This window comes from Proteus columbae (genome assembly GCF_009914335.1).
Classification (GTDB): Bacteria; Pseudomonadota; Gammaproteobacteria; order Enterobacterales; family Enterobacteriaceae; genus Proteus.
Genome location: NZ_CP043925.1, coordinates 3006132 through 3023920 on the forward strand (window position 1 = coordinate 3006132; position 17789 = coordinate 3023920).

Sequence of the window (17789 nt, forward strand, 5' to 3'; positions counted from 1 at the left end):
ATGATCCAGATTGATCTCTCAACATTAGTTAATAGACTTCACCCTATTGCTAAACATGCTTTAGAAAATGCGGCTGCGTTTTGTGTAAGCCACCAGCAACTTGAAATTACAGTAGAGCAATTTTTACAACAACTGCTGGAAACACCATTAACGGATATCCGCACTATTTTTAATAAAGTTGATATCAATCCCACTGAATTAACCGCGCTTTTAAATATTAACGCGACACAGCATCCAAGCGTGGCTCCAAGTTATCCAAATTTTTCTCCACTGTTAGTCGAATGGCTTAAAGATAGTTGGCTATTAGCTTCCGCAGAACTTAGTCATAACACATTACGTTCAGGCGCGTTGTTACTCACTTTATTACAAATGCCTCATCGTTATTTGCCTAAATCAGCAGTTGAGTTACTCTCACAAATCAATAGAGAGCAACTCAAACTTAACTTTGATGAATGGACTCTCACATCAGCAGAAACGCCAATCACAGAAGCTAATAAATCATCCAATAGCTATGTTCAGTCTGATTCAATGCTTGCACGTTTTACACAAAATATGACGCAACAAGCACGAGATAACCAGTTAGATCCTGTTTTATGTCGTGATCAGGAAATTGATTTAATGATTGATATTCTCTGCCGTCGTCGTAAAAACAACCCTGTGGTTGTTGGTGAAGCTGGTGTGGGTAAAAGTGCCTTAATTGAAGGATTGGCCTTACGCATTATCGCAGGGGAAATTCCTGAAAAACTCAAAGAATGTGAGTTATTAACATTAGATTTGGGCGCTCTTCAAGCTGGCGCAGCCGTAAAGGGGGAATTTGAAAAACGCTTTAAAGGCATTATGCAAGAAGTGGCTCAATCACCGACGCCTATTATCCTATTTATTGATGAAGCCCATACCTTGATTGGTGCAGGAAATCAGCAAGGTGGATTAGATATTTCCAATTTGCTAAAACCTGCATTAGCCCGTGGTGAATTAAGTACTATTGCAGCAACCACTTGGAGCGAATATAAAAAATACTTTGAGAAAGATGCTGCATTAGCGCGTCGTTTTCAACTTGTTCAAGTGAAAGAGCCTAGTGCCGATGAAGCGATTATTATTATGCGCGGATTACGCTCTATTTATGAAAAAGCGCATCAAGTTTTTATTGATGATGAAGCGCTCTGTGCATCAGCACAATTAAGTGAGCGTTATCTTTCTGGTCGTCAGCTTCCCGATAAAGCCGTTGATGTACTTGATACCGCTTGTGCTCGTGCGGCGATCAATCTTTCGACGCCTCCTAAACAGCTATCAGCATTAAAAACACAACGCCATCAAATCAATATGGAGCGTGATGTATTAACCCGTGAACAGCAACTGGGTTTAAAAGATCATTCAGAGCGCTTAGCAATATTAGAAAATCAGTCTATTGAGATTGAAACACAGATTGATGAGCTTCAACAAGCGTGGAAAAAACAGAAAAAGATTGTTCGTGAAATTATCGAATTACGTTCAACTTTATTATTAACATTAACTCACTCGCTTGAAGAAGAAACAGACGGTGAAAGTGTTGAAAATAATAGTGATGATCTAAAATCTCGATTAAACACGCTAAATGAAGAGTTAAATGAATTACATCAACACTCTTTATTAGTCTCACCTCATGTAGATAAAAAACAAATTGCTGCCGTTATTGCTGAATGGACAGGCGTTCCGCTTAATCGCTTATCACAAGATGCGCTATTAGTGGTAACAGAGCTTCCTACCTATCTTGAACAGAGCATAAAAGGGCAAACACTTGCTATTAAGCATCTTCATAAACATTTACTGACAGCACGTGCTGATCTACGTCGCTCAGGTCGTCCATTAGGGGCATTCTTGTTAGCAGGGCCAAGTGGTGTTGGTAAAACAGAAACCGTTATTCAAATTGCTCAGTTAATGTTTGGTGGAACGCAGTATTTAACCACGATCAACATGTCTGAATTTCAGGAAAAACACACTGTTTCTCGTCTAATTGGTTCACCTCCAGGTTATGTCGGTTATGGAGAAGGCGGAGTGTTAACCGAAGCTATCCGTAAAAAACCTTATTCTGTTGTATTACTTGATGAAGTAGAAAAAGCCCATCCCGATGTTTTAAATCTGTTTTATCAAGCCTTTGATAAAGGCGAGTTAGCTGATGGAGAAGGTCGTATTATTGACTGTAAGAATGTCGCGTTCTTCTTAACCTCTAACTTAGGCGATCACATCATTATGGCTAATGCAGATAAGCCAGATAAATTGCATGATGCGCTCTATCCAGAATTAACCACTTTCTTTAAACCTGCTCTTTTAGCACGTATGGAAGTCATTCCGTTCTTACCGTTAACGCAGGCTATTCTCAAAGAAATTATTACTCACAAACTAACACGTTTAACCGAGTTACTTACACAACGCTTTCATGCAGAAATCAGGCTAGAAGATGCGGTTTCAGATGAAATATTGCAACGTGCTTCACGAGCCGAGAACGGAGCAAGAATTTTAGAATCCATTATTGATGGCGCACTACTCCCGCCTCTTTCACTCCTTCTATTGCAACACAGTGCAAGAAATGAAGATATCAGGACGATACGGTTATCAACGCAAGATAACCAATTTATTGCAGAGGTGAATATAGAACTATGAAGCACAGACTGAAAAATGCGCTCTCTCTCTTAACTTGTTTAGATGTGGACTCACTGATCAGCCAATTTCTTGAACTCAGTATGCCTCGCAGTCCATTCAGCGCACTTATTGTTTCAATGATTAATAAATCAGAAAACAGATTAGAGAGCTGGAGCATTGATCTTAATGAAAAAGTAGAGAAAAAACATTTGGATGTCGATATTACAGAAGCGGATCACCCGTTGATCCAGCTTCTATTACAACCACAATCTATACTTTGGAATGATCTAAAACAAGGCAGTTATATTAGCGATCACGCTTTACAGCAGTTTATCGCCAAACAACCTGTGCATTGTGGATTATTTAGTATTCCCTTTACTGATCTGAATAATAAACCTTGTGGGTTAATTATTATGTTAGGGCAAGATCTCGATGAAACAGTTTATGAACAAGGGATCTTCTCTATTTACTGCAATATTTTTCATCATCAATTAAAAAGTATTTTAGCGTTTTCTCAATCACAACAAAAAATTGCTGATCTGCAATATTTATTAAAATTACAACAAGAGAAAGAAGAGAAAATTAATCAGGCGTTACGTTCATTATCTGTATCTAATTTAACTTCCACGCGGGTATCACCACACTCTTTTGCTGAGGTAAACGATCTTACTTTAGCCACCGAACACTATGAAGCGTCAATTCTGCGTTATCAACAAGAAAGCAGTAATAACGATCTCAATTTAATTGCTGAAAATTTAAATATTTCAAAGCGATCTCTTCTATACAAATTAAAAAAATATGGATGTCTTGAATGAACTATTCACGGACGATTTATTTCATTTTTCTAGCTTTCTTTTCGCTTAACAATACCTTTGCACAAGCACAGGAAGATGAAGTTAACCTTACTGAGCAAGCGCTCTCTCAATGTCGTGAAGAGGTATCTCAACTTATTCGCTTATCCTGTTATGACCAAATTAACGTTGAGAATAAGCAAACTTCTACTTTTGATGTCAGTGCAATGGGTGATATTTGGCGCTTAGCGGTAGAACATGAAATGAAGCGAGAAAATCATACTGCGGGATTTATAGTAACAGCTAATAACACGGGTACTTATCCCGTTATTATGACGATCCCCGCAATGGGATATCAACCACCCCGCTCTGTTTTAATGCTCAGTTGTATTGACAACATTACCCGTATGCAAATTGCGTTACCGAAAAAACAAACAGCAGGAAATGTTCTGCTAATAACGGATAAAACCCAATTAAGCAGCGAATGGTTTCTACGCGAAGACGGTTATTTACTTGAAGCAAGTCGCGGTATACCCGGCATTGATGAAATCAAGCAACTACTTTCCAGCGCTAAATTAACCATAAAATTAGCGAATGATGAGCAATTAACCTTCAATATTTCAGGCATTAACGAAGAGATAAAACCTCTACGTTCAGCCTGTCATTGGTGATAATCATGACAACAAAAACGCTCAGCACATGGCGAGAACAACTTTTAGCCTCTTTGGATGAGGCTAAAATAAGTAGCCAGCTTGATGAAAATAGCGCTGATTGGGAATATATCGAAAGTGAAATGATAAAATTTGGCTCACTAAGCCATAGCACTTTAGATATTGATGATATTCAACGTCGCGCATTACAGCTGTTCGCAACACAAACCAAAGACTTTCGCCTATTGGTGCATTTTTTAAGAACACTACAACATGCTGCTATTGCTGAAGAACTCGTTATTGCCGCCACTGTTGCCAGCGCCTATATGCAACATTATTGGGATATCAGCTACCCTAGTAATCCGCGTTTAAAACTACGCTTAACACAACAAATTCTTAAACGTTTTGAATCAGTCAAAAACAGTTTTTGCCAACAAGCTACGCCTGAACAGCGTGATGATATTTTGGGTGAATTCGCCTATTTAGCACAATTTTGGCACACCAGTCAGCCTAGTTTATCTACGCAAATGGATGAATTAAGCCAAGCGTATCAACATCAAGCGTATCAACATATAGAAAATACACAAAAATCGACCATTATTGTTGAAGAAAGTGTAAAAAAAGAGCCCATTAATGAAGTAAAAACACCTTCTCAAGCACCTGTCAGCGTGACTTCAGAAGCAGAACAACATCACGTTGAAATTAATCAAAGTGATGATCGCCAATGGAAGCAAACACTATTAAAAGTTGCGAGCATTCTTTGTGAACAAGCACCTAATGATGCTATCGGTTATCGCCTACGCCGATATGCCATTTGGCACAATATTCAAACGCTCCCGATGAGTGATAAACAAGGTAAAACTCCGTTAGCGGCAGTAGCCATTGATAGAGTGACCGACTATAAAGCGCAACTCGCACAACCGACACTCACTTTACTCAATCAAATTGAGCAGAGCCTCACATTAGCGCCTTACTGGTTAGATGGTCACTATATTGCGGCTCAAGCCGCTCAATCATTAGGGCTAACTCATATTGCATCAGCTATTGCTCAAGAGCTTTCACTGTTTTTAGCTCGATTACCACAGCTTAACCATCTCTATTTCTCTGATATGACACCCTTTATTTCAGAAGAAACTCGCCAATGGCTAAATAGTTTAGAAAGTAAAACGAATAATAAAGCGAGTTCTTCGTTATCGCTCCAAAGTGAGCAACAAGAAATTATGACCTGCTTTGAACAAGAAGGTCTTAATGCTGCGTTATTAATGATTGATAACGCCATTTCAATCACAACAGAACCCCGCCAGCGGTTTTATTTGCAGTTACTCTCAGCACAACTTTTTGAAGCCTCAAAGATGAGTTCCATCGCAAATGTTTATTTTAATCAGCTTTATCAAGATGCACTTCGATATTCATTATCAGAATGGGAACCCAATTTATTAAGTCAATTAGCATCAAAAGCGGAACATCAACAGAACTCGTCTTCTCATAGGGAATAATAATAATGAATTGGTCATTTCTTTCTGGAAAGAAAATAACGGATTTTATAAAAAAAATTTTCTTTGCTGATAAATCAAAAATTAAATCCTTCTTTTTACTTTTTATTGCCTTAATTCCGGCACTATTTGTCATTTGGATTTGGTGGTGGGGAGCTAATTATGAATTTAAAGGGGATTACCCATTAAGATCGCTCAGCGCTCGCTGGCTAGCGACTGTTATCACTATTTTAGTCGTTGTCAGTTGGGTTGGCATTGCAACATGGCTTCGTGTAAGAAAACTTGAAGCCCTAAAATTAGATGTTGAACTCGCTATTGTCGATCCCGTACTTAATGATATTGAGCATCAAAACCGTTATTTAAACTACTGGAAATCGCAATTTATTAAACATCAAAATGGGCATACCAATGCGCTTTATCAAAAGCCTTGGTATTTTGTTCTAGGTACTGATGAAAGTGGCAAAAATACATTATTAAAAAATAGCCTTAATACATTAGATATTGCGCCTATTGAAAATATCGTTAGCGAACAAAAATTACCTTTGCATATAAAAATGTTATTGGCTGATCAAGCTATATTATTAATGCCAGAAGGTAAGTTAATTACGCAACCCAATCTTATTTTAGAAAAACCAAAACTTTATCACCGATTATGGAATGAGTTATTAGTCTGGCTAAATGAACATCGTTCTCGTCAACCAATGAATGGTATTATTCTTACTATTGATACATTACAACTGCTGACAAACGATAAAGAGAAAAATAGCCAATTTATTGCTTCATTGCATATGCGATTACAAGAAATTCGCATCGCTTTTAATAGTCAATTACCTATTTATATCGTGTTTACAAAGCTCGATTTATTACAGGGATTTGACGCTATGTTTCAGCCATTAGAAGCGAAACAGCGCGATGAAATATTAGGTGTAACATTCCGATTAAATAGTGAAAATAATTGGGAAAAAGATCTTAATGCATTTTGGGAACAGTGGGTAAGCCAAATGAATAGCGCCCTTCCTGAGATGATGCTGAATCGCGTTGATGAAAGCCAACGTACTAAGTTATTTAGTTTTATTCGTCAAATCCAAGGGCTAAAAACTAACGTTATTAGCCTGCTTAATGCATTAACGTCCAGTAATAAAGAGCAAGATATTCAATTAAGAGGGGTATACCTCACTTCAGCAACACAAGTCGGTCAAGTTGATAATATCTTTAGTCAAACGGCCTCAGTTCAATACCATTTACCAACAGCACCGCTAGCCACTTGGCCCATTGCAGAAACTCATAGCTATTTTACGCAATCACTTTTTCAAAATATTTTGTTATCAGAGCCGAATCTTGCCGCTGAAAGTCAGTTTTGGCTAAAAAAACATCGCAGAAGAGTTCTATTAGCTTCCGCTATTAGTGTTGTTGGTGTTATCGCTTTATGGAATGGTTGGAGTCATTATTACAGTAAAAACTACCAATCTGGCGAAAATGTACTTAATGAAGTGAAAGCATTTCACTCTTCAGAAGCAACAATTACCACCAATACAGCAGGAAAAGAACAACTTGCGGTATTAAATCCATTATTAGATGCCACATTGGCCTACGGTAATTATCGCGAAAAAAGTGATACTTTTTCCGATCTTGGATTATACCAAGGAAAGAATGTTGGGCCTTATGTCGAAAATGTTTATCTCCAATTGATAACCGAACATTATCTACCTTCAATTATGAATTCTTTACTGACTGAGCTGAATAAAGCGCCAGCCGGTAGTGAAGAAAAATTAGAGATATTACGCATTATGCGCATGCTTGAAGATAAGAGTGGGCGTAATAATGAAATTGTTGAAAACTTTATGGCCAATTATTGGAGTCGCTTATTTACAGGTCAGAGAGATATTCAATCTCAATTAATGTCACATCTACAATACGCATTGAAACATACCGATTGGCAAACTCAACGCAAGGCAGGTGAGGTAACTGCTATTAATGCTTTTACACCATTTACTCAGCCAATCAATACTGCGCAAAAAGAGTTAAGCCGTTTACCTCTTTATCAACGTGTTTATCAAACATTACGTCTTAAAGCGAACCAAGCTCTCTCATCACCATTAAATATACGTCATCAAGTTGGTCCTAGCTTTGACTCTATTTTTACTGCGATTAATGAAGATAAACTTCAAATGCCTCAGCTTCTAACGCTGTATGGGTTAACAAACTACTTTACTCAACATAATGATGAGCTGGTGGATCTAACCTTCTTAGATGCATGGGTATTAAATTTAAACACAAATACTCAATACAGTGAAAGTGACAGAAAAGAGATCCAACGCCAAATCACTGAGCAATACCTAAATGATTATACGGCTCAATGGCGTGCCGCCATGAGTAATCTTGAAATAAGAGAATTTGAATCACTACAAGATGAGATTAATGCATTAGAGCAAATTATTAGCGGTGAACAGCCCATTCGTCGTGCATTACAAGTACTAAGAGATAATACAACATTACCTAAAATAGACAGTTCGTTACCCATTGCTGATCAAAAGGCATTAATGGATGAATTGAAATACAAATTGCTCACTCGATTAGATAAAGAATTTGCACCTCAAACTGAAATTCTTGTCAGCAATAATGGTGATTATTTACAAAATCTCAATCAAAAATTAAATGAACTTCATCGTTATTTATTAGGTATTTATAACTCTCCAGTACCAGGTAAAGCAGCCTTAAAGGCCGTGACCTCTCGCCTTGAAGATAATAACCGCGACATTATTTTTGAATTATCTCAATCAGCTAAAACATTGCCTGAACCAATGAATCGTTGGGTAGGAGAATTAGCGGATCAAGCGTGGAATGTGGTACAAAAAGAAGCTATTCGCTACATGGAGGTTGAGTGGAATGAAACCGTCGTTAAGCAATATCATACCTACATTATAGGTCGCTATCCGTTTAACGCGGCAACCACACAAGATGTTCCTTTAAGTGAGTTTGAGCGCTTTTTCAAACCAAATGGCACATTAGATAGCTTCTATCAGCAAAACCTACGCCTTTTTGTGGAAAATAACTTGATTGAAAATAGTGATGGTCAATCACTTATTCGTCCTGATGTATTAGAACAACTTGAAATTGCTAATCGAATTAGAAATACGTTTTTTAATGCTCAAGGAAATTTAGAAGCACAATTTGCCATCGAAGCACTTTCTCTCGCTGGCAATAAACGTCGTAGCATTTTAAATCTTGATGGACAATTACTCGATTATTCACATGGCAGAAGCCATACCGTACACATGGTTTGGCCTAATTCAATGCGTTCAAATGTCGAGAGCAAGCTTACCTTAGTGCCTATTTCTGGAGATAAGTCACCGCGGGCTATTTTATTTAATGGACCTTGGGCACAAATGCGACTCATTAATGGTGGCAAACTTACCAATATAAAACCGCACTCTTTCGATGTGAAATTCACCCTTGATGGTGGTGATATGGCATATCGGATCACAATCGATGAATCTAATAATCCATTCTTTGGTGGATTATTTACTCGCTTCAAATTACCAGAAACCCTTTATTAACTGATTTCCCCTCATATTTATGAGGGGATAGGATATTTCATGAATACGCCAAAAGAAAAATTTGTGATAAAAATTGCAGGCTCTCCTTTAGATATCCCTGAATTTATCGCATTAAAAGCGGAATTTAATAAACTTAATCATCCTTCTCAACCTGAGATCAGTTGGACGCTTATTGAATCTCTCTCATTAACGTTATTTAAAACCCATGGTATCGATTTACAGAGTGGCGTTTATTACACGCTGGCTCGTCTTCATTTAAATGGATTAAATGGTTTTACTGAAGGATGCGAGTTACTTGCCAATATAGTGGTGAGTCAATGGGATAATCTTTGGCCTACTCAGCCAAATCATCGGTGTGATGTTTTAAATTGGTTTAATACCAAAGCCGGTGTTTTATTGCGTCAGTTAACATTCTCACCTACTGATTTACGTTTAATTTATCGCTCAGAAAGAGCGCTGCAATTAATTATCGATCAACTTGCGCATACTGATTGGCCTAAATTACCGAAGCTAGAAAATTTACTTTGGTTTTTCCAAAATGCAGCGAAAACCTTAGAGCAAAGTACAAAAAATTCGACTCAAAAAAGTAGCAATAATGCCGTTAAGATCCCACCTATTGTCTATATCAGTGCATCTGATGAACTTAAAGAAAATAATATTTCTAAACCTAACCCTATCGCCGAAGTTGTTTTATATGACGATCCTCCCATTGAGAAAAAACCAATGAGTGCAAAAAAAGGCTTTTTTATTGGATTATTAAGTAGTAGTGCTATTTTTATTGCTATTGGTGTGGCGATTTATCTACCGATGCAAAAAGAACTCTCTGCAATTACCGCTCAACCTGAAGGCGCCATTACACAGTGGTTATATCAACCTAATATCAGTTCATACGCAAATAATCTTATTTTAATGGAAAAACAGTCTCCTATATTTGCTTTAAGAAAATCAGATCATATGTTGGAAGTGGCTAAAAAGCTTTGGCCTAATAATGCTGATCAATCTTACGCAACACGACAATGGCAAAATATCCTTACCACACGATTAGAAAACGCCCCCATTGACAGCAGTTGGTCTGATACGAATAAATTAATTCAACAGCTTTCCGATAGGATTGTTCAACAAGAACGTAACAGAGGAAGCTTTACTCTTTCTTATTTAAAAACGGCTATTTATGAAATACAAAAAAGCCATAACAAAACTGTGCCGATTGAAAATAAACTGTATGAATTTTCACAAGAAATAAGTAAAGAGCAGTCTATTTCTCCCGCATTAATTAATAATCTCGATGCAGATATTAATGGATTATTGGCTCGATATTATCTCCTTCAAAAAGAAGCTGAAGAGTTAGGATTAAAGCCTTATTCATATTAAAAATAACCAAAAGTTATGACAGATATTATTTATTATTAAAGGGTAGATATTAGATTAACATGAGCGAAATTAAATATTTAAAAGAAAGGCAATACCTGCAAAAACTGGCTAAATCCTACGCACAAAAAAAACCGCATTTAGCGGAAGTTTTAGAGCCAGATGATCCTCAAACTAGCTATTTAATGGAGGGATTTGCCTTTCTTTCTGCTCACTTGCAAGAAAAGATTGATGATGCTTTCCCTGAAATCACACTCCCTTTATTACAACGCCTCGGCTCTCAAGCAATAAAAGGCTTACCATCAACATCAATTATTCAAATCAGTTGTGATAAAGAAATTAACTACAGTTATTACATTCCTAAAAACAGTAGTGCTTTAGGCAGTGATGATGAGTGTTTTTCAACTTGTCGCGATTTATATATTGAACCTTATTCTCTTATTGAAAAACAAGTAACACATCAACCTAATAAAAGTTGTATCTCTTTAACTTTTGCCTACCTTGGTGATATAGAGCAAAGGCAATCTTGCTCGCTAAATTTATTTCTTAGCCCAATCAAGGATATTGCAGATACTCTGTTACTTGGGTTAACTCAGCATTTTGACTATATTGAGCTAAAACATGCCGATCAAAGTTATCATGGTGATAACACAACGTTTTGTTTTAAATCTCAAATTGGTAAAGATTACCCTATTTTTCCACAATCAGAAAATACTCCGAAAGCGCCACAACAATTATTAGAGGGGTTGTATCTTCCTCATGTTCACCATTTTATCAGTTTAGATATTCCCATTATTATCAAACAACTAGATTGGGGAAAAAGTACTCAATTTACAGTTAGTATTTATTTAAATAAGCAAATTTCATTAACCGAAGAACAATGCCAAGATTGTTTTTTACTTAACTGTATTCCTACAGTTGATAAAGAGAAAGATCATACAGTTATCATTGATTTCCAAGAGAATAAATCATCTTATTTACTGCCTATTCCAGATAACCATTATCTTTCAAGTTTATCTGAAATCATGCTTTCATTAGAGCCACATGAAAAAGAGCGTGGTATTTATTGTCATTTTTACTCAATAACTGAATTAACATCAGCATCTCGCCTATTGCCTCAATATCAAAATTCTCTTTTTTATTCATTAACTATTGATAAAGATATCACTGGGAGAACATTCTATATTGTTCATTTCTATGACAATAAAGGTGAAGAGCTTATCTCGCCACCGAGCCTACATTTTTCCTGTACTTATATTGGCTTTGAAAGATATAAAAATAACAGCATTGGTGTGTTGAATGCACATAGTGAAAACATGCCTGATAATTTATTGCTCAAAAATATCACACCGTTATCAGAATGTTTTCCACCTATTGTTGATGATAAATGTTATTGGCATTTATTATCACATTATAGTGCTAATGCTTTTATGTTAATGTCTATTACAACAATAAAAAATATGTTAAGTGATTATTTAATTTATGCAGAATTAGATAAACAAGTTACAAGGAAAATAAAAAATTCCTTGGATGGCTGTATTGATTTAAATAGTCAGACTTATGATTATATTTTAAAAGGTAAGCCACATCGCTGTTTATCTTTAATATTAACACTAGATACTGATTATTTTGATAATGAAGGTGATGCGTTTATCTTTGTTTCTCATCTTTATCATTTCTTCCCATTTTGTTTATCTGAAAATATGTTATTAGAAATGAAAATTAAATTTAAAGATGATGAAAAAATAAAATGGTTTTTATCACCTTCTCCACTAAAAGGTTATAAGTCATTATTATAATTATATTATCTATTAAATTATTATATAATAAGTTCTATAATAATATTAGTATTGTAAAATTAGGAATTTAAATATTGATAGGAAGTTCACCTTATGTGAGAATCCATTTAGAGTTAATAAAAAATAAGGAGCAATAGTCATGGCAAAAATTAATAATAGCGCTAAAGAAAGAGCCTATGCTGTCGCTCTTTTTGTTGCATCCTAGGCTACTGTAGACTCTCGTGTCATGACAGCATCCAAGAAGCTAGCCCAAAAACGTTCTGCACAACGTTCTGCTGATGATTTAAATAGAATGTTTTCAAAAGCTTTTTCTACAGTAATTAAATAATAAGAAAATAGATTGTATTTATAATATAATCAAATATCCTTTTTAATATTTTATTTCTACTTCTTTGGCATTATTCATATTCTATTTAAGACCTGATCACAATAATCTTATAAATACTGAAATAGCGTGCCTTTTTGTGCTTAGCCCGAAGGTTGCAGCAGAATCACCTATAATCTCGGCTGAAATATCAGGAGCTAATGGTGAGCAAGTTATGCAAAATGGTGCCTTCTATTCTTACTAATCTCCAATTAACTCATATTATTCTTAATTAACACGCCTATTACGTCATTAACAAACAAAAATACTGTTAAAGACTAATGTAATTTATCTAATTATTTGATTTTGGTAAAACGGTTTAAATCTTTTAATAAATAAAAACCGATAGATATCAACTATCAATAATCTATTTTTGATCGCCCATATCGATCTCTAAGTGTTTTTACGGTAATCTCTTTTAAAAAGAGGGGTTGATATGAGTTCAATTAATATTGTTGTAGGTCAGAGAATTAAACAGAAAAGAAAGCAATTAAAAATAACAGGTATTGAGATGGGGAGAAGGCTTGGTATCAGTCAGCAACACTATTCACGCTTGGAAAATGGACATCTGAAAATAACCGTCGATCAGCTTATTGCTATTGCTTTAATATTAGGAATATCACCACAAAGTTTGTTGGTTTCACCCGAAATAATGTCACCAATGCTAACTGCTTGGGCTGAAACAACTTTATCATCAAATGAGATTATTGTATTACGAAATAAGAAGCGCCGTAATCTTAGATAAAGACACAGTAATATTGTTTAGCGCTATCTGATTTAATATTTTAATAACTTCAGTTAAAGCACATCAAAAATTTTCATCTTTTTTTATTTAAGTAAAAAACCATCTATTTATAAAATCAATCGCTTGATTTTTTTGTTAAAATAAAAGATTAATTGTTACTTTTCTTAACGATTGAATATTTTAATAGAATATCTGGAGCATTAGATAATCTGCGATTAGATCCTTCCATCAAATAAGCCGCTATTTCTTCTGATGATAAATCATCAACTTCTTCAAGATTAAAATACTCATCAGGCCAATAAATAAGATCTGAAGAAAAGGCTTTAAAGTTTATCTCGAGTAAATTTATTGCATAAGATTGTTCAGATTCACTGCCTTCAGCTAAACATATGAAATCAACAATACTAATCAACTCGTTATAAGTCAGATCATCTAAATACTTCACTTGGTTAAAAGCTATTTTTGTAAACTCTTTTGCACTTGTCCACGAATTGTAGTCACGAAAATCTGAAAATTCACAAGGTGTTACTACTTGTGCATTCCATTTTATTATCATGGTGTTAAGTTCAGGATCATTTTCAGTTGCACCATTATCGATTTTGACAGTTATCTTTAGTAGTAAATCGATCAATTCATTGAGTTTAGCTTTGCTGACTTTTCTTGGTTTTAATCGGTTAGGTAAAGGCATTTTTATTCCATTTATATTATTTGCATTAAATCTGTATATTTTAATCTTTTTTATTTAAAAGTCATTATAATGCATTAATTTATTTAATAAATAACCAAATGGATTATTGAACTATGACTAATACTTATAAACTTTATCTTTATTTGAAAAAATAAAATAAATTAATTATTTTATATTCTGATTTTAAAATTAGTTATTAACATTTTATTTTAATAATTACTTAACCATATCATCTCGAATATTAATGACATTATTTCTCAAGTTCGCCCTCTAATTTTATCTACTGTAATAACTATATTTAATACATCAATATTTAGAACTATTAGGCGTGATTTTTAAATCCATGATGGAGTTCAATTTGAAGTAATAACACAAAAAAAGTAGAGAGGGTTAGAAAAAAGTAAAGCAGATGAAAGTGCTTAGTGGAAAGATTACCAAGAAAATCTACGAGTATTTATAAAGTGATTTATTCATGCCTAACTGAACATGTACGCCCAACAGACAGTATTTTCGAAGCTAGCGTCCCAAACACGACCCAATTGAGAAAAATAGAGAATTTGAAATACAGGCAACTACTTGATTTGAAATGGTACGCCCTACAGGATTCGAACCTGTGACCTACGGCTTAGAAGGCCGTTGCTCTATCCAACTGAGCTAAGGGCGCCTAGAAGAACTTAGACGTCAGCAAGAGTGCTGATAACGGGTGTGAATTATACGTTCAACATTCTGAGAGTCAACGCTTTTTCAACGATATCAAACTATATGGTCAAAATATGGCAAGTATTCGACTGACAGATTGCTCTTGATCTGACAAAATAGACCAATACCGTAATTGAATAATTTGGATGTATAGATGTCAGCAAGAATTATAGATGGGAAATCGATTGCGCAGACCATCAGAAGCGAAGTTGCAGAAAAAGTAAAACAACGTATTAATGCTGGAAAACGAGCACCGGGTTTAGCTGTTATTTTAGTGGGTGATAACCCTGCATCACAGATTTATGTTGGAAGTAAACGCCGCGCTTGTGAAGAAGTTGGCTTTATTTCTCGCTCTTATGATTTACCAGATACTACCAGTGAAGCTGATTTATTAAATCTGATCGACCAGCTTAACGAAGACAACACCATTGATGGTATCCTCGTTCAGCTCCCCTTACCTGCCGGAATTGATAATGTTAAGGTTTTAGAACGCATTCATCCTGATAAAGATGTCGATGGCTTTCACCCTTACAATATCGGCCGCCTATGCCAACGTGCACCTAAATTACGCCCTTGCACACCTCGCGGTATTGTCACTCTACTAGAGCGTTGTAATATTCCTATGAATGGCTTAAATGCCGTTATTATTGGTGCATCAAATATTGTTGGTCGCCCAATGAGCTTAGAGCTATTACTTTCGGGTTGTACAACAACAGTTACCCACCGTTTTACTAAAGATCTGCGTTTTCATGTTGAGCACGCAGATTTAGTCGTTGTGGCAGTAGGAAAACCTAACTTTATTCCTGGTGAGTGGATTAAACCAGGTGCAATCGTGATTGATGTCGGTATAAACCGTCTTGAAAGTGGTAAAGTTGTCGGAGATGTTGATTTTGAAGCAGCATCTCAACGTGCGGGCTGGATTTCTCCCGTCCCTGGTGGTGTAGGTCCAATGACAGTCGCCACACTTATTCAAAATACTTTGCAAGCATGCGAAGAATATCACGACCCTGAAACAGGAAATAATTAATCGATGGAAACATTTCAATTAGATGGGCACGACTATGTCGAGCTTTGTGATTTATTAAAACTTCAAGGTTGGACTGAAAGCGGAGCTGCTGCTAAAAGTGTCATTGCTGAAGGTTTAGTGAGTGTTGACGGTGAAGTTGAAACCCGTAAACGCTGTAAAATTGTTGCTGGAAAAATTGTCACCTTTGGTGAGTTTTCCGTTAGCGTCAGCAAATAATCAGCAAATTAACTAATATTGAAAAAGCGTCGCTATCTCAGCCTCGCTTTTTTTTCTTTTTAACCCTTTTTTACCTTCAATGCGCTTTTTCTTCCTCTTTTTTCTTATTTATTCATATTAAAAAAAAAATAAATCAGCATAACCAATTGAATAAAAACAAAATTATAAAATTTGATTTAATATATTTAAATTTAGATCATCATTTTTAAGCTTATCTATGGTTATAATCTCCTTTTGCAGTTCAGCAGATTGTACATTTTATAAAAAAATAGATAAAAAGAAGTGCTATAAGTTATTATTTTATATATGGATAACACTTTCCAACCATTACTGTAAAACTTCAGCAACAAACCTTTTTATTGATACTTTTATCCGTTTATTCATGTTTAAATGCACTAAAATGTGATTTAGATCTAATTTATTTCTACTTTCATTAGGCAAAAGAACATTGTTTGTACTAAATTACAGGTTATAATTTGAAACGATTCAGCTTAATGATACTATTTTAGTTGTTATTTTGTGATATTTAAGTCTTTTTTGCCCTTTATCTAACAGGAGATTTTATGCTCGGCTTACCCACTCAAGGTATCTCTGCCTTTGCTAAATTACAGCAAAAATCGATGCCTGTTCTTTTATTTAAGGTAAGGAACTAGCATGAAACACAGAGTAGCAACCATCACACTTAACCCTGCATATGATCTTGTTGGTTTAAGTAATCCTATTGAACTTGGTGAAGTTAATCGTGTTAAAACGGCTGGCTTCCATGCTGCGGGCAAAGGCATCAATGTGGCTAAGGTTTTAAAAAGCCTTGGCGTTGATGTCACTGTTGGCGGTTTTTTAGGCAAAGAAAACCAAGATGGATTCCAAAAAGAGTTTAGTGACTCTGGTATCGCTAATCGTTTTCAAATGGTTGAAGGTCGTACTCGTATTAATGTCAAACTCACAGAACCCAATGGTAAAGTGACTGACTTCAACTTTTCTGGTTTTGAAATCACAAAACAAGACTGGACTCGCTTTGTTAACGACACGCTAAGTTGGGCGGGTCAATTTGATATGATTTGTGTCAGTGGTAGTGTTCCTCCTAGCGTTGATCTCAATGATTTCACTGCATGGATGACTCGCTTGCGTAGCGAATGTATGTGTTTGATCTTCGATAGTAGCCGAGATGCTTTTGTCGCGGGATTAAAAGCCTCCCCTTGGCTTGTTAAACCTAATCATCATGAATTAGAAATTTGGGCAGGTAGACCCTTACCTGAACTTTCTGATGTTGTGCAAGCAGCACAAACATTACGTCAGCAAGGTATTGCTCACGTTGTGATTTCATTAGGTGAACAAGGCGCGATGTGGGTTAATGCATCAGGCGCATGGATGGCAAAACCACCTAAATGTGATGTCGTGAGTACAGTCGGAGCTGGAGATTCAATGGTTGGTGGTTTAATTTATGGTTTAATGATGCGACAAACCAGTGAACACACCTTACGTCTTGCTACTGCCGTTTCTGCACTTGCTGTAAGCCAAACCAATGTTGGTATTCATGATCGCGAACAATTAGCAAAAATGATGGCTGAAGTCGAATTAACCCCTCTAAAATTATAAGTAATAACACCCAGTGGTAAATTGAATAATATTAAGTAGAATTATCACTGCTTCAATTAAATATATTAACGCTGGGTTATAAAAAATCCAAAATAGAATCTCTTTAATTGATTAATATTTATTTATTATTAAATCAAACTTTATTTTTTCTATTTATTCGATAAATTTCACTTTAATAAA

The 17789-nt window shown here is 35.5% G+C and carries 12 protein-coding genes and 1 tRNA gene; 11 read left to right on the forward strand and 2 right to left on the reverse strand.

Going from position 1 to position 17789, the window contains the following annotated elements:
- The 8 genes from tssH to F1325_RS14205 all read left to right on the forward strand — a co-directional run bounded on the left by tssH (position 1) and on the right by F1325_RS14205 (position 13383).
- Entirely contained in the window at positions 1 to 2637 is a 2637-nt protein-coding gene (gene tssH / locus F1325_RS14170; RefSeq protein ID WP_109371297.1) for a type VI secretion system ATPase TssH, read from the forward strand.
- Positions 2634 to 3431, forward strand: a complete 798-nt coding sequence (locus F1325_RS14175) for a Fis family transcriptional regulator (protein ID WP_160230613.1) — start codon at positions 2634 to 2636, stop codon at positions 3429 to 3431. Before tssH ends, F1325_RS14175 begins: the two co-directional genes overlap by 4 nt.
- Complete coding sequence (vasI, locus tag F1325_RS14180) at positions 3428 to 4078, forward strand: type VI secretion system-associated protein VasI (RefSeq protein ID WP_109371301.1); 651 nt, start codon at positions 3428 to 3430, stop codon at positions 4076 to 4078. The genes F1325_RS14175 and vasI overlap by 4 nt, the downstream gene beginning before the upstream one ends.
- A 5-nt stretch (positions 4079 to 4083) precedes the next feature.
- The gene (gene tssA / locus F1325_RS14185; RefSeq protein WP_160230614.1) at positions 4084 to 5553 is read left to right on the forward strand and encodes a type VI secretion system protein TssA; all 1470 of its coding nucleotides are present in this window, start codon (positions 4084 to 4086) and stop codon (positions 5551 to 5553) included.
- Positions 5554 to 5558: 5 nt separating this feature from the next.
- The gene (gene tssM / locus F1325_RS14190; RefSeq protein WP_160230615.1) at positions 5559 to 9107 is read left to right on the forward strand and encodes a type VI secretion system membrane subunit TssM; all 3549 of its coding nucleotides are present in this window, start codon (positions 5559 to 5561) and stop codon (positions 9105 to 9107) included.
- Between the two features lie 39 nt (positions 9108 to 9146).
- Entirely contained in the window at positions 9147 to 10478 is a 1332-nt protein-coding gene (locus F1325_RS14195) for a VasL domain-containing protein (RefSeq protein WP_109371307.1), read from the forward strand.
- 59 nt (positions 10479 to 10537) lie between these two features.
- On the forward strand, positions 10538 to 12274 hold the full coding sequence (locus F1325_RS14200; protein WP_160230616.1) for a type VI secretion system baseplate subunit TssF: 1737 nt from the start codon (positions 10538 to 10540) through the stop codon (positions 12272 to 12274).
- Positions 12275 to 13074: 800 nt separating this feature from the next.
- The gene (locus F1325_RS14205; protein ID WP_109371311.1) at positions 13075 to 13383 is read left to right on the forward strand and encodes a helix-turn-helix domain-containing protein; all 309 of its coding nucleotides are present in this window, start codon (positions 13075 to 13077) and stop codon (positions 13381 to 13383) included.
- A 148-nt stretch (positions 13384 to 13531) separates the two neighbouring features.
- Here F1325_RS14205 and F1325_RS14210 read toward each other — a convergent pair whose 3' ends face one another.
- Both F1325_RS14210 and F1325_RS14215 read right to left on the reverse strand, forming a co-directional pair.
- Positions 13532 to 14071, reverse strand: coding sequence for a hypothetical protein (locus F1325_RS14210; RefSeq protein WP_109371313.1), 540 nt, complete (start codon positions 14069 to 14071; stop codon positions 13532 to 13534).
- Positions 14072 to 14658: 587 nt separating this feature from the next.
- Positions 14659 to 14735: transfer RNA gene (locus F1325_RS14215), tRNA-Arg, on the reverse strand.
- A gap of 189 nt (positions 14736 to 14924) precedes the next feature.
- Here F1325_RS14215 and folD point away from each other — a divergent pair.
- From folD to fruK, 3 genes are all read left to right on the forward strand, one after another.
- Entirely contained in the window at positions 14925 to 15797 is an 873-nt protein-coding gene (folD, locus tag F1325_RS14220) for a bifunctional methylenetetrahydrofolate dehydrogenase/methenyltetrahydrofolate cyclohydrolase FolD (protein ID WP_109371315.1), read from the forward strand.
- Between the two features lie 3 nt (positions 15798 to 15800).
- A complete protein-coding gene (gene ybcJ / locus F1325_RS14225; protein WP_109371317.1) occupies positions 15801 to 16013 on the forward strand; it encodes a ribosome-associated protein YbcJ in 213 nt (70 codons plus the stop codon).
- A 654-nt stretch (positions 16014 to 16667) separates the two neighbouring features.
- On the forward strand, positions 16668 to 17609 hold the full coding sequence (gene fruK, locus F1325_RS14230) for a 1-phosphofructokinase (protein ID WP_109371319.1): 942 nt from the start codon (positions 16668 to 16670) through the stop codon (positions 17607 to 17609).
- The last annotated feature ends 180 nt before the right edge of the window (positions 17610 to 17789 follow it).